The organism is Sphingopyxis sp. GW821-FHT02C12 (assembly GCF_059421785.1).
This window is the reverse complement of the sequence record NZ_JBWKVQ010000001.1, coordinates 2,432,106-2,450,797: the sequence shown is the minus strand read 5'-3', so window position 1 is coordinate 2,450,797 and position 18,692 is coordinate 2,432,106. Positions and strand designations below refer to the sequence as shown.

The 18,692-nt window shown below is 67.7% G+C and carries 16 protein-coding genes; 7 read left to right on the top strand and 9 right to left on the bottom strand.

The annotated features are described in order from the left end of the window. The first annotated feature begins 4 nt into the window (after positions 1 to 4). The 4 genes from AC07U1_RS11745 (at position 5) to AC07U1_RS11730 (ending at position 2,915) form a co-directional block, all read left to right on the top strand. Positions 5 to 1,006, top strand: coding sequence for a GNAT family N-acetyltransferase (locus AC07U1_RS11745; protein ID WP_495176391.1), 1,002 nt, complete (start codon positions 5 to 7; stop codon positions 1,004 to 1,006). A gap of 7 nt (positions 1,007 to 1,013) precedes the next feature. Next, positions 1,014 to 1,298: a phosphopantetheine-binding protein gene (locus tag AC07U1_RS11740; RefSeq protein WP_056346809.1), complete on the top strand. Its 285-nt coding sequence runs from the start codon at positions 1,014 to 1,016 to the stop codon at positions 1,296 to 1,298. A 133-nt stretch (positions 1,299 to 1,431) separates the two neighbouring features. Continuing rightward, on the top strand, positions 1,432 to 2,106 hold the full coding sequence (locus tag AC07U1_RS11735; RefSeq protein WP_495176392.1) for an alpha/beta hydrolase family protein: 675 nt from the start codon (positions 1,432 to 1,434) through the stop codon (positions 2,104 to 2,106). After that, complete coding sequence (locus tag AC07U1_RS11730) at positions 2,091 to 2,915, top strand: hydrolase 1, exosortase A system-associated (RefSeq protein ID WP_495176393.1); 825 nt, start codon at positions 2,091 to 2,093, stop codon at positions 2,913 to 2,915. The genes AC07U1_RS11735 and AC07U1_RS11730 overlap by 16 nt, the downstream gene beginning before the upstream one ends. A gap of 96 nt (positions 2,916 to 3,011) precedes the next feature. On the opposite strand, the gene trxB is transcribed toward AC07U1_RS11730, so the two are convergent. Further along, a complete protein-coding gene (gene trxB, locus AC07U1_RS11725; RefSeq protein WP_495176394.1) occupies positions 3,012 to 3,977 on the bottom strand; it encodes a thioredoxin-disulfide reductase in 966 nt (321 codons plus the stop codon). A 91-nt stretch (positions 3,978 to 4,068) separates the two neighbouring features. On the opposite strand from trxB, the gene AC07U1_RS11720 reads away from it, so the two are divergent. Together AC07U1_RS11720 and AC07U1_RS11715 are read left to right on the top strand one after the other, a co-directional pair. Next, positions 4,069 to 4,692 carry a class I SAM-dependent methyltransferase gene (locus tag AC07U1_RS11720; protein ID WP_495176395.1) on the top strand — a complete coding sequence of 208 codons (624 nt, stop codon included), beginning with the start codon at positions 4,069 to 4,071 and terminating at the stop codon, positions 4,690 to 4,692. 19 nt (positions 4,693 to 4,711) lie between these two features. Then, complete coding sequence (locus AC07U1_RS11715; protein ID WP_495176396.1) at positions 4,712 to 6,007, top strand: caspase family protein; 1,296 nt, start codon at positions 4,712 to 4,714, stop codon at positions 6,005 to 6,007. Between the two features lie 171 nt (positions 6,008 to 6,178). Here AC07U1_RS11715 and trhO read toward each other — a convergent pair whose 3' ends face one another. The 5 genes from trhO to AC07U1_RS11690 form a co-directional block, all read right to left on the bottom strand. Then, entirely contained in the window at positions 6,179 to 6,904 is a 726-nt protein-coding gene (gene trhO / locus AC07U1_RS11710) for an oxygen-dependent tRNA uridine(34) hydroxylase TrhO (RefSeq protein WP_495176397.1), read from the bottom strand. A gap of 131 nt (positions 6,905 to 7,035) precedes the next feature. Continuing rightward, positions 7,036 to 9,057, bottom strand: coding sequence for a GMC family oxidoreductase N-terminal domain-containing protein (locus tag AC07U1_RS11705; protein WP_495176398.1), 2,022 nt, complete (start codon positions 9,055 to 9,057; stop codon positions 7,036 to 7,038). 353 nt (positions 9,058 to 9,410) lie between these two features. Continuing rightward, positions 9,411 to 9,770: a GFA family protein gene (locus AC07U1_RS11700; protein WP_495176399.1), complete on the bottom strand. Its 360-nt coding sequence runs from the start codon at positions 9,768 to 9,770 to the stop codon at positions 9,411 to 9,413. Next, on the bottom strand, positions 9,767 to 11,869 hold the full coding sequence (locus tag AC07U1_RS11695) for a malate synthase G (RefSeq protein WP_495176400.1): 2,103 nt from the start codon (positions 11,867 to 11,869) through the stop codon (positions 9,767 to 9,769). Before AC07U1_RS11695 ends, AC07U1_RS11700 begins: the two co-directional genes overlap by 4 nt. A 69-nt stretch (positions 11,870 to 11,938) precedes the next feature. Beyond that, positions 11,939 to 13,600: a phage tail sheath family protein gene (locus AC07U1_RS11690; protein WP_495176401.1), complete on the bottom strand. Its 1,662-nt coding sequence runs from the start codon at positions 13,598 to 13,600 to the stop codon at positions 11,939 to 11,941. A 114-nt stretch (positions 13,601 to 13,714) separates the two neighbouring features. Between AC07U1_RS11690 and AC07U1_RS11685 the strand changes: the two genes are divergently transcribed. Continuing rightward, positions 13,715 to 14,386, top strand: a complete 672-nt coding sequence (locus tag AC07U1_RS11685) for a spermine/spermidine synthase domain-containing protein (protein ID WP_495176402.1) — start codon at positions 13,715 to 13,717, stop codon at positions 14,384 to 14,386. Here the strand turns inward: AC07U1_RS11685 and AC07U1_RS11680 are convergent. From AC07U1_RS11680 to AC07U1_RS11670, 3 genes are read right to left on the bottom strand one after another with little or no spacing between them, the layout of a single operon-like run. Beyond that, positions 14,383 to 15,741 carry an efflux transporter outer membrane subunit gene (locus AC07U1_RS11680; RefSeq protein ID WP_495176403.1) on the bottom strand — a complete coding sequence of 453 codons (1,359 nt, stop codon included), beginning with the start codon at positions 15,739 to 15,741 and terminating at the stop codon, positions 14,383 to 14,385. The genes AC07U1_RS11685 and AC07U1_RS11680 overlap by 4 nt on opposite strands. Further along, the gene (locus AC07U1_RS11675; protein WP_495176404.1) at positions 15,741 to 16,940 is read right to left on the bottom strand and encodes an HlyD family secretion protein; all 1,200 of its coding nucleotides are present in this window, start codon (positions 16,938 to 16,940) and stop codon (positions 15,741 to 15,743) included. The genes AC07U1_RS11680 and AC07U1_RS11675 overlap by 1 nt, the downstream gene beginning before the upstream one ends. After that, on the bottom strand, positions 16,937 to 18,607 hold the full coding sequence (locus AC07U1_RS11670; protein WP_495176405.1) for an MFS transporter: 1,671 nt from the start codon (positions 18,605 to 18,607) through the stop codon (positions 16,937 to 16,939). The genes AC07U1_RS11675 and AC07U1_RS11670 overlap by 4 nt, the downstream gene beginning before the upstream one ends. Positions 18,608 to 18,692: the final 85 nt, after the last annotated feature.

Below are 18,692 nucleotides of genomic sequence, written 5' to 3'. Positions count from 1 at the left end.
GCCTATGCAAGGGAACGGTGAACATCGCGCTAATGATGACGCGGGGCTGCCCGCCGACGCGCGCGCGGCCGCGCCCGCGTCGCCGTTCGACCGCGCGGCGTGGTTCGACTTGCTGACGGACTATGGTTTTGCGGGCGAAGGCCGCGTCGATGCGCATGGCCATGCAGGCGATGTCACCGCCTGGCTGCCGCTGCGCCGCGACCGGCCGGGACAGCTGAGCGGGCTCACCAACTGGTACAGTTTTGCGATCCGGCCACTGTTTACCGGCGAGGGCGACCGGAAAGCGGCGCTGCGCCTGCTGTTCGCGAAGCTGAAGAAACAGGCAGGGCGGCTGACGCTCTATCCGATTCCCGATATGGTGCAAGCCGACCTCGCGGCCGCGCTCCGCGCCGCCGGCTGGTGGGTCAAGGCGACGCCCGCAGGCGACCGCCACTGGCTCGACCTGACCGACCTGACACATGACGACTGGTGGGAACGCCGCCCCGGCGCGCTCAAGAACACCGTCAAGCGCAAGGCGAAGAAGGGCGTGGTAGACATCCAGCTGCTCACCGCCTTCGATCCCGGCAGCTGGGCCGCCTATGAGAGCATCTATGCCGCGAGCTGGAAGCCCGAGGAGGGCCATCCCGCCCTGCTGCGCGCCTTTGCCGAGGCCGAGAGCGCGCGCGGCACGCTGCGCATGGGGATCGCGCGGATCAAGGGCATTCCGGTCGCCGCACAGTTCTGGACGGTCGAGGACGGCACCGCCTTCATCCACAAGCTCGCGCATGTCGAGGACAGCCTGAAAGCCTCGCCGGGAACCTTGCTGTCGGCCGCTCTGTTCCGCCATGTGATCGAGGTCGACGGGGTCCAGCGCGTCGATTTCGGGACCGGCAACGACGGGTACAAGAAGGACTGGATGAACCGCCACGAACCGCTGTGGCGATTGGAGGCTTTCAATCCGTCGCGCATCGCGGCATGGGGACCCGCGATAAAGGCTTTTGCGCGTTCCCTTACGGCACGCGAGTGAGGACGTGATGACCGATACCCCCGCCAGCCCCACCTCTTCCGGCGTCGATGCGACCCTGCGCGCGCTGCTCGCCGACATTTTGGGCCTGGGCGAGGCCCGCGCCGCGGCGCTGACCGAGGACAGCGGCCTGTTCGGCGCGCTGCCCGAGTTCGACTCGATGGCGGTCGCGACGGTGCTGACCGAGATGGAGGACCGCCTCGGCATCATCATCGACGACGACGAGATCGACGGCGAGATTTTCGAAACCTACGGCAATTTGCTGGCATTTTCGCTGCGCAAAGTGACCGACTGAGGGATGCCGAATGGCGCGTTCCTCTCCTGATTGTCATCCCGGCGAAGGCCGGGATCTCGCCGTCGAATATTCCGCACCGGCGAGATCCCGGCCTTCGCCGGGATGACGGCAGGTTGAAACAGAGGTCCGCGTCATGGCCACCTCCGAGCATATCCTGCGCATAGAGCCCACCGGAACGCCGCGCGCCACCGTCCTGATCGTCCCCCCGCTGTTCGAGGAAGCGAACCGCACGCGCCGCACCCTCGTGCTCGCGATGCGCGCGCTCGCGGCGCGCGGATTCGCGGCGGCGATGCCCGACCTGCCGGGGCACAATGAGAGCCTCGTGGCGCTGGAAAGCGTCGACCTCGACATGTGGCAAGCCGCCCTCGCCGAAGTTGCGAAGACAATCGACGGCCCCGTCCTCGTCGCTTCGGTCCGCGGCGGAGCGCTGATCGACCATCGCGTGAAAGCCGCCGCTTGGTGGCGACTGGCGCCGGTGGGCGGGGCATCACTGCTGCGCACCCTGCTCCGCGCGCGCGTCTCGGCCGACCGCGAGGCGGGAGTGACATCGTCGCTCGAAAGCCTGGGCGAGACGGCGAAAAGCGAACCGCTGCTGCTGGCGGGCAACCGGCTTTCGCCCGTGATGATCGCGCAGTTGGGCAGCGCCGAGGCCCAGCCGGTCGAGCCGTTACGCACCGTCGCGCTCGGCGTCGACGGCATCGCGGGCACCCCGCTATGGCTGCGCGCCGAACCCGGCGAAGATGCGGCGATGGCCGAAACGATCGCCGACGACATTGCGGATTGGGGAGCGGCATGCGGCGTCAACTGAGCTTCGCCTGCGAAGGCGCGGCGATCGCCGCCACGCTCGACGAAGCGCCGGGGACGACCGGGCTGCTGATCGTGTCGGGCGGCAACGAGATTCGCAGCGGCGCGCATCGCGGTATGGCGATGCTGGGGCAGCGCGTCGCCGCGGCGGGGCATCCGGTGTTGCGTTTCGACCGGCGTGGGATCGGCGACAGCGAGGGAACGAACGGCGGCTATCGGTCGAGCGGCCCCGACATCGCGGCAGCGATCGCGGCGTTTCGCGACGCGGTACCGCAGATGAGCCGCGTCGTCGCGTTCGGCAATTGCGACGCCGCGAGCGCCTTGCTGCTGCACCAGCCGCTGGCGCTCGACGGGCTGATCCTCGCCAACCCCTGGACCTATGAGGATGATGGCGACGACGACGCGGAAGCCGACGAACCCGCCCTGCCCCCGCCCTCGGCGATCCGCGCGCGTTACCTGTCGCGGCTGAAGGACCCGAAAAGCCTGCTGCGGCTGGTGAAGGGCGAGGTGGATGTCCGGAAATTGTTTCGCGGGCTGTCGGCGCTGGGGAAAAAGCCGGTGGCACCGGCGTTCGGCAGCCTCGCCGACGAACTCGACAGCCTGCTGGCCGAGGTCTTCTGTCCGGTGACGGTCCTGCTCGCAACCGGCGACCGGACGGCGCAGGCGTTCATGGAAAAGCTGGCGAAATCGCTCGCCTATATCGAGCAAAATCCGGGATCGATCCGCGTAGAGCGGCTGGCGAGCCCGTCGCACAGTTTTGCGGGGGATGATGCCGAGTGGCTGGCGGAACGGATTTTGGCCGCCCTCAAATAATCGTCGCCCCCGCGAAGGCGGGGGCCGCAATCGGCCTAAATCTGCGTCGCTGTGTAAACCGACAGCGGCCCCCGCCTTCGCGGGGGCGACGGTTTGTTACGCCTCCACCAACGCCTTATACTCCGCCTCGGCCAGAAACCGCTCGGCATCCAATGCCGCCATGCAGCCCATGCCCGCCGCGGTCACCGCCTGGCGGTAAATTTTGTCGGTGACATCGCCCGCCGCGAACACCCCCGGGATCGACGTCAGCGACGTACCCGGCGTGACCTCCAGATAGCCGTCGGCGTCGAGCGGCAGCTTGCCCTTGAACAATTCGGTCGACGGGCTGTGGCCGATCGCGACGAAGCCGCCGTCGGTCGGCTCATGGCTCGCTTCGCCGGTGACGGTGTCGATCAGGTCGACCCCGACAAGCCCCGCGACGCCCTCGCCCGCGACGAAACGGTCGACCTTCTTGTTCCACAAGACCTTGATCTTGGGATTGGCGAACAGCCGGTCCTGCAAAATCTTCTCCGACCGCAGATGGTCGCGGCGGTGGATCAGCGTCACGTCGTCGCTGTGGTTGGTGAGGTACAGCGCTTCCTCGACTGCGGTGTTGCCGCCGCCGATCACCACGACCTTCTTGCCGCGATAGAAGAAGCCGTCGCACGTCGCGCACGCCGAAACGCCCTTGCCGCCCAGCTCCTGTTCGCCTTCCACGCCGAGCCACTTCGCCTGCGCGCCCGTCGCGATCACCAAAGTTTCCGCCAGATACACGTCGCCGCCGTCGCCGGTCAGCTTGAACGGGCGCTGCGACAGGTCGACATCGACGATCGTGTCCCAGATCATGCTGGTGCCGACATGCGTCGCCTGCGCGGTCATCTGCTCCATCAGCCAGGGGCCCTGCACGACCTCGGCGAAACCGGGGTAGTTTTCGACGTCGGTGGTGATGGTGAGCTGGCCGCCGGGCTGGAGCCCCTGCACCACGATCGGCATCATGCCCGCGCGCGCCGCGTAGATCGCGGCGGACAGGCCCGCGGGACCGGAGCCGAGGATGAGCATCTTGGTGTGGTGGGTGGCGGGCATGATCGTCCTTAAACTGGCGGGGTTCGCCTAAATGGGTGTTGCCAACCGCGCTAGCAAGGGACAGGCTGCGCGCCAAGGGGAGTGTGCCGATATGGCGAGCTGGTGGGAACGTCACGGAGTACCGCGCCTGATCAAATGCGCCTGTTCGCAGGGGCAGATCATGAAGGCGCGCAGCAAGGTCGTGCCGCATGCGGCGGGCGATGTGCTCGAGCTTGGCTGCGGCGGCGGCATCAACATGGAATTCTATGACCGCGCCCGCGTGACCAGCTTCACCGGGCTCGACCCCTCGCCCGAATTGCTGGCGATGAGCCGCGCGGCGGCGCAGGCGCACGGCATCGACGCCGATATCCAGGGCGGGGTCGGCGAAGCGATGCCATTCGAAAGCGGGCGGTTCGACACGGTGGTGACGACCTTCACCCTCTGCTCGGTCGCCGAGCAGAGCGCGGTGCTGAGCGAAATCCGCCGCGTGCTCAAACCCGGCGGGACCGCGCTGTTCCTCGAACATGGCGGCGCGCCCGATGCCGGGGTCGCGAAATGGCAGCGGCGGATCGAGCCGATCTGGAAACGCATCGGCGGCAATTGCCACCTCACCCGGCCGATTTCGGACGCTTATGCCGCCGCGGGTTTCGCGGTCGAGCGGCAGGCCGCGCTGTATATGCCCAAGACCCCGCGCCCCTTCGGCTGGGTCGAATATGGAGCCGCCCGCCCGAACTGACGACGAAAGGACAGCTAAGATGACGCGTTTCTGGCTACCCCTTTTGACCCTGCTGATGCTGCTGGCGCCCGCCAGCGCCGAGGCGCGCAAGGTCGCGCTGGTCATCGGCAATTCGGCCTATGCCAACACCGGCGCGCTGACCAACCCCGCGAACGACATCCGGATCGTCGCCGATGCCGCGAAAGCCGCGGGCTTCGAGGTGGTCACCGCGAGCAACCTCAACAATCAGGCCTTTCAGACCGCGATGCGCGACTTCCGCACCAAGGCCGACGGCGCCGAGGTGGCGATGGTCTATTTCGCCGGCCACGGGATCGAGGCGCAGGGCAAGAACTGGCTGCTCCCCATCGACGCCAAGCTCGAATCGGATCTCGACCTGCCCTATGAGGCGATCGAGCTCAGCCGGTTGATGGAGGCGGTGTCGGGGGCGCAGGTACGGATGGTCGTGCTCGACGCGTGCCGCAACAATCCCTTCGGCAGCAAGTGGCGGTCGGGCACGCGCGCGGTGGCGCGCGGCATGGCGGGGGTCGAGGCCGACGATGTGCTCGTCATCTTCGCCGCCGCGCCCGGACAGACCGCGAGCGACGGGACCGGCGCGAACAGCCCCTTCGCCCTCGCCCTCGCGCGGCGGTTGCCCGAGCCCGATCTGCCAGTGCAGCTCCTGGGCGGCGCGATCCGCGACGATGTGCTGGCGGCGACCGGCGGCAACCAGCGGCCCTTCGTCAGCGCGAGCATCACCGGTACCCCGGTCTATCTCGTCCCGCGCACCGTACCGACTTTGGTCGCCGCGGCGCCGGCGGTGCCGGCCGGCGACCGCACCGCGAGCGAGGAGATTTTCTGGAAGGGCGCGCTCGCCGAAAGCAGCGTCCGCGCGTTCAGCGCCTATCTGTCGGAGTTTCCAAGCGGGCGTTATGCGGGCGATGCTTCGGACGCGATCGCCCGGCTGCTGGCGCCGGGCGCCGACGGCAGCGCCGTGCGCGGCGGCAAATATCGTGTGTCGGACATCGTGATCGAATGTGTGAAGGTCACCGGGTTTCTCGGTCTGCCCGATCAATTATTCCTGCGTTTCGGAGGAGACCAGCGCTTTCCCGAGAGCAAGAAGGACAGCTATACGATGAAAAAGGGCCAGCGCTGGGTCGTGCCGCGCAGCTTCGATTTCGACGGCAATTCTACGGTGCAGCTGCTCGAGGACGACGATGTCGGCGGGAACGACATATTGGGGACGATCGACCTCGAGCCGCGGGTGGGGAGTTTTACGCGGACGATCAACGGCGATCGCAGCGAGTATAAGGTGACGTATCGGGTCAGTGCGGAGTAGCGGGCGGGAATGTCGGGAAGCGGCAGGAGTGAACAAGCCGACCTGCATATCCCGTTCGTGTCGAGCGAAGTCGAGACACCCATCGGGAGTGCGTGCCTTCGGGGTGTCTCGACTTCGCTCGACACGAACGGAAAGAGGGGATGGCCCTAAACCAACCCAAAGCAACCGCCCCTATTCCTTCTCCCCCACCTCGACCAGCCCATGCCCGACGCTCACCCGCTCGTCGAAGACGAAGCAGCTGCCGTGCCAGCGGCTCTCGGTTTCGGGAACCTGTTCGAGATAGGCGAGGATGCCGCCTTTCAGATGGACCACGTCGTCGATACCTTCGCTGCGGAGGTACGCGGTCGATTTTTCGCAGCGGATGCCCCCGGTGCAGAACATCGCGATCCGCTTGCCGGCGAACTCGTCCTTGTGGTCGCGCCACCAGCCGGGGAAGTCGCCGAAGCTTTTCGTCCGTGGGTCGATCGCGCCGTCGAAGCTGCCATAGCCGACCTCGAAATCGTTACGCGTGTCGATGACCACCGTGCCCGGATCGGCGATCACTTCGTTCCAGTCGGCGGGCGCGACATAGCGGCCGACGTCGCGCGACGGGTCGATGCCCGCGACCTTCATCGTCACGATTTCCTTTTTCAGCCGCACCTTGAGCCGCTGGAACGGCATCGCGGCGGCGGCCGAATATTTGACGTCGAGATCGGCGCAATCGGGCAGTGCGCGGATATGCGCGATCACCGCGGAAATGCCGGCTGCGGGGCCGGCGATCGTGCCGTTGATGCCTTCGCGCGCGAGCAGCAGCGTGCCCTTGACGCCTTCGGCCGCGCAGAGGTCGAGCAACGGCTGGCGCAGCGCGGCGGGGTCTTCGAAGGGCGCGAAGCGATAGAGGGCGGCGACTTGAAACATCGGCGCCCCCTACTCCCACAGCGCATCAAACAAAAGCTACGTCATTGCGAGGAGCCGAAGGCGACGCGGCAATCCAGAGCCCGCGTAAACCGCTCTGGATTGCGTCGCTTCGCTCGCAATGACGAGTCGGGTCACCGAAACGGATCGCCCCGCCCGGTCGCATAATGCGCCATCGCCATCGTCGTCCATTGCGCGTTGACGCGGATGCAGCTCGGGAAGGTGCTCGCGTCGGTGACCAGCACATTGGTCGTGCCGTGGACGCGGCATTCGGGATCGACGATGCCATATTCGGGATTCTCGTTGATCGCATTGCCGCCATGCGCGTGGCTGCTCGACAGCGTCAGATCGTCCTGCTGCTTGATCTCCCGGGCGAAAAATTCGTCGACGTCCATGCCGGGCTTGATCGTCTTGCCATTCGCCAGCGCGGGATAGCATTCGAGCGCGCCCGCCGCGAAATGGACCTTGGTCAGCGTCGCCATCGCCTCGCGCAGCACCGGCATGTCGTCGTCGACGTCGAGGCGGAAGTGCAGCTTGCCGTCGACCACCTGCCCGCGCCGGTCGGCGGGGAAGAGGATGCCCGCCGAATGGACGCGGCTGAAATTCCGCATCCGCTCCGCATGGGTGCCGAACCAGCCGGGCATCAGCGACGCCATCGCCATCGGCGGCTGGAAATGGCTTTCGAGCAGATATTTGCCGCAGTCGACATAGCTGGTCATCTGGTCCTCGTCCCACGCATTGCCGCCGACCCCGGCGGGCATCAGCGCGACCACCGGCGAGGCGACGTTGAGCGAGATCTGGTACCCCGTTCCTTCGATGCCGCTGCTGTCGAGCAGTTTCGACGAGGCGATGGTGCCGCCCGCGACGATCACCCCGACGCGGGCGCGGACGAGGCGGCGGGACCCGTCGGGCATGACGAGGCGCACCGCCTCTGCCTCCAGCTTGTCGTTCGCGGCGTCGCGCCACAGGATTTCCTCGGCCTTGGTTTCGGGCAGAATACGCGCGCCATGGTCGCGGCACGCCTGCGGCAGATAGGTCTGCGCCATGCCCATGCGCCGCCCATAGGGGCAGCCCGAGTTGCAATAACCGCAATAGGCGCAGGCGTTCGGGGTGTTCGGCGGGCCGAAATTCTTGTCGAACCAGTCGGTCACCGCACGCTGTTCGCGCGGGTCCGACGAAGCGGCGGCATGTTTGTGCCAGCCGTTGATCAGATGCGTGCCATTGTGGCGCCCGCTGCGCGGTTCGGCGCGGCCGATGCCGAGCTTTGCCTGCACCGCGTCGTAACTGGCGTGAAAGGCGGCGGCGTCGACGGGCGCGCCGATGCTCGCCCATTTGGCGAGCACGTCGGGCGCGTCGGGATGCGTGCGGCCTGCTTCGTTGACGCGCAGGCAGATGCCGTTGTTGACCGTCGACGACCCGCCGACGCAGCGCCCCTGGAAGATCACGAAATCATTGTTGGTCGTCGTCTGGACGCCGCCATGCTTGTAGAGCGCGGCGATCATGTCGAGTTCGCGGTGGGTGATGCGCGGCGAGGGATAAAAGGGTCCCGCCTCGACGATCAGCACTTTATAGCCCTGCGCCGCGACATTATAGGCGGCGACCGCGCCGCCCGCGCCCGAGCCGATGACGACGACGTCATACTCGTCGGCGAGCGTGTCGGCGGTGAGGATATGGTCGGGATGAATCTCGCGGCCCGCAACGTCGGCGATCGGCATTTCGGGCGGGTCGGTGCGGGCGCGGAATTTCGGCAGGGTGAAGCCGATCTGCTGATGCACCGGGTTCGCGACATTGGCGTCCTGCCCCGCGTCGCGCGGCTGCTCGCCGCCCTGCCAATAGCCATAATAGCAGGCGTAGATGATGCCGCGCAGCCGGGCCATGTCCTGGAACAGGTCGAACTCGCTGTTCTGGAGCCGGTCGCGGACGCGTTCGGCGCGGGTGTCGACGTCGAGTTCGACGAACACCGGCGCCAGCGCCAGTTCGGTCATGTTGAGCGAGAATCGCACCTCGTCGAGTTTGGTCCCGCCGACCTTGCCGAACAGCTCGACGACATTGGCGACGACCTGTTCGGCGGTGATCGCCATGTCGACGCCGTGGAACAGCGCCTCGGTCAGCGCCTCCAGAAATTTGAGTTGCCCGAAATTGAACGGTGCCGTCATCGCCCTGCCCCCTGCTGGTCCTGCGCCCACGAATGCGGGTTTATAGCAAATGAAGGCAAGAGCTTATTGTACGGGAACGACGGCTTTGGGGTGGGAAGCGGACCTTGCCGATCCTCCCCATCGCTTCGCCGCAGGGAGGATTTATGCCCGCTATTCGGTCATTAGCGGTCGCCCCGACGGCGAATATCAAATGCGCGCAGAGGCGCAGAGGTCGCAGAGAGGAGAGACCCAGCGCCTCTGTGATCTCTGCGCCTCTGCGCGCACATCTTCGAAACGGGCCAGAGACGCGGGATTCCCGCCTTCGCGGGAATGAGGAAGACAGGTCGTCGGCGGCCACCCCCGACGCTGCCCGGTCAGCCTATCCAGTCCCAGCCGTCGTCGCGGTGACTGACGATCAGGTCGCGCGGCGCGGGCAGATCGTCGATCAACCCGCCGCGCAGCCGCAGCACCCCCGGCAGGTCGTCGCGGCGGCTGTACACCGGCGCGCCGCAGCCCGAGCAGAAAGCGCGATATTTGCCGGGCGAACTTTCATATTCGCGCACCCGGTCGCGCGCGTCGAAGCGGACATCGGCGACATCGGCCAGCACCGCGACGTTGAACGCGCCGCCGTTCGCGCGGCGGCACTGGCCGCAGTGGCACAGCACCACCTCGCCCACCGGCCCGTCGAAGCGATACCGCGTCGCGCCGCACAGGCACGAAGCGGACAGCGTCACGCCGCCGCCTTCTTCTTCTGGCGATAGGCGTGGAGCAATGGTTCGGTATAGCCCGACGGCTGGGTCACGCCCTCGAAGATCAGCGCGCGCGCCGCCTGGTAAGCGATGCCATCGGGGGTCAGCTTTTCGTAGAGCGCATCGCCCGCGTTCTGTGCGTCGACCTTGGCCGCCATGCGGACCAGCGCGGCGTCGACCTGCGCCGCGGTACACACGCCGTGGAGCAGCCAGTTGGCGAGCGCCTGACTGGCGATCCGCAGCGTCGCGCGATCCTCCATCAGGCCGACATCGTCGATGTCGGGCACCTTCGAACAACCGACGCCCTGGTCGATCCAGCGCACGACATAGCCCAAAATGCCCTGGCAATTGTTATCGAGTTCGCGGGTAACCTCGGCCTCGCTCCAGTTGCGGCCGGTCGCGACCGGGATGTTCAGCAGCCGATCGAGCGACGGAACCGCCTCGCCCGCGATCTCCTTCTGACGCGCGAACACATCGACCATATGATAGTGCAGCGCGTGCAAGGTCGCGGCGGTCGGCGACGGCACCCAGGCGGTGTTCGCGCCCGACTTCGGATGGCCGATCTTGGCGTCGAGCATCCCCTTCATCAGGTCGGGCATCGCCCACATGCCCTTGCCGATCTGCGCCTTGCCGCTGAGCCCGCAGGCGAGGCCGATGCGAACGTTGCGGTCCTCGTAGCTCGCGATCCAGTCGCTCGCCTTCATCTCGCCCTTGGGGATCATCGGCCCGGCGCGCATCGAGGTGTGGATCTCGTCGCCGGTGCGATCGAGGAAGCCGGTGTTGATGAAGACGATGCGGTCCTTCACCGCATGGATGCACGCCGCAAGGTTCGCGCTGGTGCGGCGTTCCTCGTCCATCACCCCGACCTTGATCGTGTGGCGCGACAGGCCGAGCATATCCTCGACGGCGTCGAACAGCCGGTCGGTGAAGCCGCATTCCTCGGGCCCGTGCTGCTTGGGCTTGACGATATAGATGCTGCCCGCGCGGCTGTTGCGGAGCGTGCCGAGGCCCTTCAAATCGTGGAGCGAACAGAGGCTGGTGAACACCGCGTCGCAAATCCCCTCGGGCGCTTCGCTGCCATCCGACAGCTTGACCATCGGGGTGGTCATCAGATGGCCGACATTGCGCACGAACATCACGCTGCGACCGGGCAGGGTGAAGGCGGCGCCGTCGGGGGCGGTCCACTCGCGGTCGGGCTCCATCGCGCGGGTGACGGTGGCGCCGCCCTTGGCGAACACCTCGGTCAAATCGCCGCGCATCAGGCCGAGCCAGTTGGAATAGCCGAGGGTCTTGTCCTCGCCGTCAACCGCCGCGACGCTATCCTCAAGGTCGATGATGGTGGTCAGCGCGGCTTCCACGATCACATCGCAAATGCCGGCCGGATCGGTCTTTCCGATAGGGTGGCTGCGGTCGAAAACCACTTCGATATGCAAGCCATTGTGCCGGAAAAGCAGCGACCGGTCGGTCGAGCCCACCGGTTGGCCGTCTTCACAGACGAACAGTTCGACTTCGGCCCGATCGACAACATCTTCCCATTCGACCGCCAATGGCGCGACTTCATTGAGGAAGGCCTTGGCGCGCGCGATCACCGCCGTGCCGCGTGCCGCGTCATAACCGCCGGGCTGCGCGGGCGGCGCATCGAGCGCGTCGGTGCCGTAGAAGGCGTCATAGAGACTGCCCCAGCGCGCATTGGCGGCGTTGAGCGCAAAGCGCGCGTTCAGCGCCGGGACGACGAGCTGCGGCCCGGCCATCGTCGCGATTTCGGGGTCGACGTTCGTCGTACCGACCTGGAAGGCGGCGGGTTCGGGGACGAGGTAGCCGATGTCGCGGAGGAAGGCCTGATAGGCAGCGGGATCGTGCGCCTGCCCTGCCCGTTCGATATGCCAGGCGTCGATCTTTGCCTGCAAATCCTCGCGCTTCGCGAGCAGCGCCGCATTTTCGGGCGCGAATTTTCCGAGCAGCGCCGCGAAGTCGGCCCAGAATCTGTCGGCGTCGAGCCCGGTGCCGGGCAGCGCGCGATCCTGGACAAAATCGACCAGCCGCGCATCGATCGACAGCCCGTGGCGGTCCAGAAATTCGGTCATTGCAGCACCCTTTGGTTCGGCGCATTCGCGCCCGTTGGTCCGGGGAGGAAAGGGTGCCGCCCTATGCCTTCATTGCGGCATATTGGCAATGGGGGGTGCGCCGCTCGCGATCATCTGTTCGAACGTCTGCACGATAAACTCCGCCGGATGGGTGATCGCCAGCGTCGCCGAAACGACCAGCCGGCCATCGAGAAGATCCTGTCCCGTCATCGTCTTGCCAAGACCGCACTGCACCTGAAAGGCATCGCTCGCCTTGTCGCCCATCAGCCCGCCCTGCTGCCACAGCCCGGTCAGGAAGCTGGAAATCGCGGCGCTGACCGTCGCCCAGGTGGTCGCGTCATTGGGCGCGAAGGCGAAGGACTGCAGCGCCGCCCTGATCGACTGCCCGACATAGATCAGTTCGCGCCGCACCTGGATATAACGATAGTCATTGCTGTTGCCGTCGAGCGTCCGGGCGCCCCATACCACCACCCCGCGCCCCGTCTGCGCGCGCAGGACATTGATCGCCAGGCCATTGACGGGGGCGTTGAACCCGCCCTGCTCGTCGTCGGTGAAGACCCACAGCGGCGACGTCACCGCGGCGAGCGCGACGTTCGCCGGGGCGTTCCACACGCCGCGTTGCTGGTCGTTCTGCGCCCACACCCCGGCAACGATGCCGCTCGGCGGCTGGATATTCAGCGCATCGGTCATCGCCTGCGCGATTCGGGCGTACAGCGGCAGCGCGGCCCGCAACAGATCGTCGAGCGTGAGCTGCCATTGCGCCGGCGTCTGCGGCGAGGCGAGCACGGGATAGGCGCTGCCGTCGGCCGAATATGTCGCGCTGTTGCCGGTAATCCCGGCCGAGGGCGGAAACGCCGTCGCGATCGCGGCCTGCACCGTCGCCAGTTGGGGGTCCCGATACAGCTCCACCGCATTGGCCGTCAGCAGGCCGTTGATCGCATCATTGCCGCCGTCCGCCGCGCGCAACTGCGTATAGCTTGTGTCGGCCGGCGCGACGATCGACGCATTGACCGCGGGCGCATAGGCCGCGCCATAGCGGACGCTGGCCAGCGCCGGGGCGATCGCGGCCCAGAAGTCATCCTGCGCGGCGGTCAGCAAGGCGAAGCTGTCGGCGGCAAGACAGCCCGGCAGGTCGAGGATCGCCACTCGGTCCTGCAGGCAGTCCGCCTGCGTCAGCATCGCACAGGCGACGGTGCCATAACCGGCAAGGTCGAGCTGGCACGCCTCGGGCACCACCAGCATCGCCGGGCCGACCGCATGGCCGGCCGCGTTGATCCCGCCGATCAGGTCGGCGGCGCGGATGGCGCCGGGCGGCGACGTGCCGATATTTTCCGCGTTGGTCGGATAGTCGTCGGCGCCGTAGCTGCCGACCGACACGATAAAACAATCGCCGCCGCCATTGGCGAAGAACAGGCGCATCTGCCAATAAAGGTTGAAGGCGTCGGGGCCCGCCCCGCCCGCGACCGGCGCCAGGGTGAAACCGTCCGCGGCGGCCGCGTCCGCCGCAACCACGAAGCGTTGCACCGCCGGGCCGCCGAAATAACTGACAAATTCGGCCATCGACGCGATCGCGACCGGCGTGTTGTACAGCGACGCCCCGGTGACCGGGTTGCCGGCAAATTGCGTATAGCCGACGAAAACGGGCACACCGGTCGCGACGCCGACGACCGACGACCCGAAGGCGTCGATTTCCGTGATATAGACTCCGGGCGTTCTATACTGGGTCGCCATCCGGTATCTCCTTTGGCTCACAATGGCAGAGCCGGCGCAGGGCGGCCAGCGGATTGGCGTGACCGCGGCGCCGGGGCCTCGCCAAACGCCCCGCCATCCGTCTATACGCGCCGCATGACCCCCCGCATCCTCCTCGCCACCGCCGACGTCCCCGGCGGCGATCCGCTGCGCCTGTTCCAGCGCGGCGACGATTATTTCATCACGCTCGGTCACAGCGAATTGATGACCAGCCGGATGAGCGGGTCCGAGGAAGCACTCGCGGAAATGAGCTGCGACCGGCTGCGCGACGACGACGCCCCGCACCTGCTGATCGGCGGCTACGGCATGGGCTTCACCCTGCGCGCGGCGCTTGCGCGGCTCGGCGCCGACGCCCGCATCACCGTCGCCGAACTGGTGCCCGGGATCATCGACTGGGCGCGCGGGCCGATGGCGTCGCTCACCGCGAGCTGCCTCGATGACCCGCGCGTCGACCTGGTGCTGGACGATGTCGGCGCGGTGATCGGCGGTGCGACGCGGCGCTACGACGCCATCCTGCTCGACGTCGACAACGGCCCCGATGGACTGACGCGCACCGGCAACGACCGCATCTATTCGATGGCAGGCCTCGCACGCGCCCGGGCCGCGCTGCGTCCCGGCGGCATCCTCGCGATCTGGTCGGCGGCGCCCGACGTCCGCTTCACCCGCCAGCTCAAGGACGCGGGCTTCGCGGTCGAGGAGGCGGCAGTGCGCGCCCGCGCGAACGGCAAGGGCGGCCGCCATGTCATCTGGTTCGCGTGCACGCCTTAGGTCGGCGCCCCGCCCCCCAACGCCTGATAGAGCGCGACATAGGCGGTGAGCCGGTCGGTGCGCAGCTGGATCAGCGCGATGTCGACCGCGAACAGCGCACGTTGCGCGTCGATCTGTTCGAGATAGGGCGAATAGCCGGCGCGATAGCGGTTGGTCGCATGGCGCAATGTTTCGGCGACCGCCGCGCGCTGCGCGAGCAGCGCCTGTTGCTGCACCCCGATCCGGTCGATCACCGCCAGCTGGTCCTCGACCTCGCGAAAGGCGGTGAGCACGGTGCGGCGATAGGCGAAGGCGGCCTGGTCGCGCTGCGCGGTCGCCGCATCGAACTGGCCCTGCAGCCGCCCGCCCGAAAAGATCGGCGCCAGGATGCTGCCGCCGATCGACCAGACCGAGATCGGATCGTCGAGCAGCGACGAGATCGCCGCCCCCGCCGACGCCGACAGGCGGATTTGCGGTAGGAACTGCGCGCGCGCGCCGCGCAGATTGGCGTCGGTCGCGGCGAGCGCATATTCGGCCTGCGCGATGTCGGGACGGCGGCGGACGAGGTCGGAAGGCAGTACCGCCGGCACCCCGGGGGTGACGAGCGCGTCGAAATCGGCGCCGCGATCGATCGCATGCGGCGTGTCGCCGACGAGCAGCGACAGCGCATTTTCCTGCCGCGCGATCGCCGCCTCGATCGCCGGAATCTGCTGCTCGGTGCCGCGATATTCGGCCTCGGCCTGGCTGAGTTCGAGCCGCGAAGTATAGCCCGCCTCGGCGCGGTCGCGCGCGATGCGCAGCGCCTCGCCGCGCGACGCCAGCGTCTGCACCAGCAAGGCGCGCCGCTCGTCGAGCGCGAGCAGCACGATATAGCTGCTCGCGGTCGCGGCGCTGACCGACAGCGTCGCCGCCTCGCGCGCCGCCGCGACGGCGGCCGCATTGGCGCGCGCCGCGTCGACCGTCGCGGCGTTGCGCCCGAACAGGTCGATCTCATACGCCGCCTGGAACGCCGGCTGCGCCGAGAAACTCTCGCTCGGCTGGCCGAAGGCGTTGACGCTGCGCGCCTCGGCGCCGGGGACATTGGCCGACAGCGTCGGCAGCAGCAGCGATCGCGCGACGCGCTCCTGCGCCCGCGCCTCGGCGACCCGCGCCGCCGCGATCGCCAGATCGCTGTTGTTGGCGCGCGCCTGGTCGACCAGCGCCGACAATCGCGCGTCGCCAAAGCCCGCCCACCAGGCGCGCTCGACCGGACCGGCGGCGGGCATCGCGGTGCGCCAGTCGGCGGGCGGCGCGACGAGGCTGGCATCGGGGCGCGGCGTGATCGCCGGGGCACAGCCGGCAAGCAGCAGCACCGCGATCGGAAGAACGCGCCGCATCACTCGGCCCCGGTACGGACGGTCGCGATCACCGACATGCCGGGTCCGAGCCGCTCGGCGAGCTTCTGGCCAGGTTCGATGCGGATGCGCACCGCGATACGCTGCGGCACCTTGACGAAATTGCCCGATCCGGTGTCGGGCTTGACGATGCTGAACTCGCTGCCCGCCGCGGGGGCGATGTTTTCGACCACGCCTTTGAGCTCGGCGCCGCCGAGCGCGTCGATGCGCAGCGTCGCCGACTGGCCGACGCGGATCTTCGCGGTCTGCGCTTCCTTGAAATTGGCGACGACCCAATGTTTCTGCGGCACCAGATACATCATCTGGGTGCCCGGATTGACGAGCTGGCCGACGCGCACCGTCACTTCGCTCAGCTTGCCCGCGCGCGGCGCCCGCACCACCGTCCGCATCAGGTCGATGTCGGCAAGCCCGCGCGTCGCCTTCGCATTCTCGACCCCGGCCTGCAGCCCGCCGCGCCCGACGGTGACCGAGCGCACCTGTTCGAGCGCGATCTGGCGCTGCGCCTCGGCCGCGCGGACCCCGGCTTCCGCCTGACGCAGCGCGGCGAGCGTCTGGTCGCGTTCGCGCAGCGACACCGATCCCGCATCGACCAGTTCATTGACGCGGCGCATGTCGGCCTGCGCGCGCTGCAACTGGGCGCGGGCGTTGGCGACCGCGGCGTCCTGCGCCTTGACCTGTGCCTCGGCCGAGCGCTGACTTTGCGCGCTGTTGTCGAGGCTGGCGGTCTGCGCCGCGATGCTGGCGGCCCCTTGCGCGACGCGCTGGCGATAGATGCTGTCGTCGATCCGCACCAGCACCTGCCCGGGCTGCACGGTCTGGAAATCCTGCACCAGCACCTCGGTCACATAGCCGCCGACCTGCGGCGCGATGATCGTCGTCTGGCCGCGCACATAGGCGTTGTCGGTGGTCTGGCTCGACGCGCGGAAGGGCGGCAGACCCCAGGCATAGAGCGCCGCGAGCACCCCGGCGACGATGACGAGGCCGAACAGCACCATCTGCCGCCGCGAACGATCGGGCCGCCAGCCGCTGGCTTCGCCGCTTTCGGCGGGCGCGGCATCGGCGGGCGGCGCGGCCGGTTCGGGTGCGGGCGTCGGCGCGGGCGCGGGCGCGGGCTTTGCCGTTTCGGCGGGAACCGGCGGCGGGCCGGCGGGCGCGGGATCGGATGTGGTCTTGTCGGTCATTGAGTCCTTGCCAACATTTTCTGGAGGGCTTCGAGTTCCTTCGCCAGCGGGTTGACCCCGCGCCGGCGATCATAGAGCCAGCGCGCGAACATGACCACGAAGGCCAGCGCCGACAGGCTGCCGATGACGAAGAAAATATCGTTGAAGGCGAGGATCGCGGCTTCGCGCGCCACCTCCTGCACCACCTGGGCCCCCGCGACCCCGCTGCGCAGCGCCGGGTCGGTCATCGTGCCGCCGAGGCCGTTCGCGAGCGCGTTGATCGCCTGCGCCACCCCGGGGTCGCTCGTCGACAGGCTGCTGCCCAGCGTCATCAGATGCTGCTTGGTGCGCAGCGTGTGGAACGCCGACAGCGCGCCGACCCCGGCGAGGCCGCCCAAGGTCTGCGACAGGTTGAAGACCGCGAGGAAGCTGATGACGTACGACGGCCCCTTGGCGAGCGCGCGCACAAAGCCCTCCATCAGCATCGGCCCCATGAAATAGACCGCGGCAAAGGCCAGCGCCGCCTGGGTCAGATACAGGTTCCCGGGCCGCGTCATCAGGCCCGAATGGGTATCGGCGAACGCGGCGACCGCGATCACCGCGAGCGAGACGAGGATCGGCCGCCGCAGGTCGAGCGGGTTGAGCCGCGCCACCGTGAGCACGCCGCCCGCCAGCGTCGCGGCCGCGAGGATCGCATAATAGGTGACAAGCTGGTCGTTCCCCATGCCGACCGCCGTGAGCAGGCCCGAGGCGCCGAAATTCTGTTCGGACAGCAGCACGCGGACCGCGGCGCCGGTCAGCGCGAATTTCAGCAGGTCGCTGCTCCCCATCCAGCGCGTGTGGAGCATCGGATTGGCGCGGTTATGCTCGATCAGGAAGGCAATGCCGATCAGCAGGATCGCCGCCGCCAGCGTGCCGCCGAGCCAGGGCGTGGTCCACCACACGATGCGGCCCTGGACAAAAAAGGCGCAGAGCAGCCCCACCCCGACCGCGAGCAGCGGAAAGGTCACGAGGTCGAGCTTGCCGAACGAGCGGACGGTATCGCCCTGCGGCAATTGCAGGACATTGACCAACCCGACCGCGACCAGCGACATCGCGAATTGCAGCACGAACAGATTATAGACATTGCCGTCGGCGAGCAGCAGCGGCGAAATCGCGCGCGCCAGCGGCAGTCCGACCTGCGAGATGCCGATCGCCAGCAGCAGCCCGCCGATCCGCGCCTTGGCCGGCATGCCCTGCATCAGATAGAAGGCCGCGAGCGTCGACAGCCCGCTCGCCGCGATCCCCGATATGCCGCGCGACACCAGTTCGAGCCGGTATCCCGCATCGAACAATTGCAGGAAATTGGCGAGCAACAGCGCCCACATCGTCGCGCGCACGAAGCGCTGGATGCCGAATTCCTGCCGCACCTTGAACAGCAATATGCTCATGCAGGCGTTGGTCATGCTGTAGACGGCGGTGACCCATCCCGACTCGACGGGGGTGAGGTCGAGATGGCCCTGCAACACGGTCAGGTTGGCGAGCAGCAGCCCGTTCTGGAACCCGCCGACGATCGCGAGATAAAAACCGATAAACAGGTAGAAAAGCTTGCGCCGCCCCGGATGGTCGGGGTTCGCGGGCGATCCCGGCATGATCGGGCGTTCGTGCGGCTTGTAGACATAGCCGCCGGATACGGACCCCTCAGCCATGGCGAGTATAGGGCGCGGTTCCCGCGTGCATGGTCCGGCCGTTTCCGATCATCGGCCTCCTATAGCAGGGCAGGCCGGATGCGAC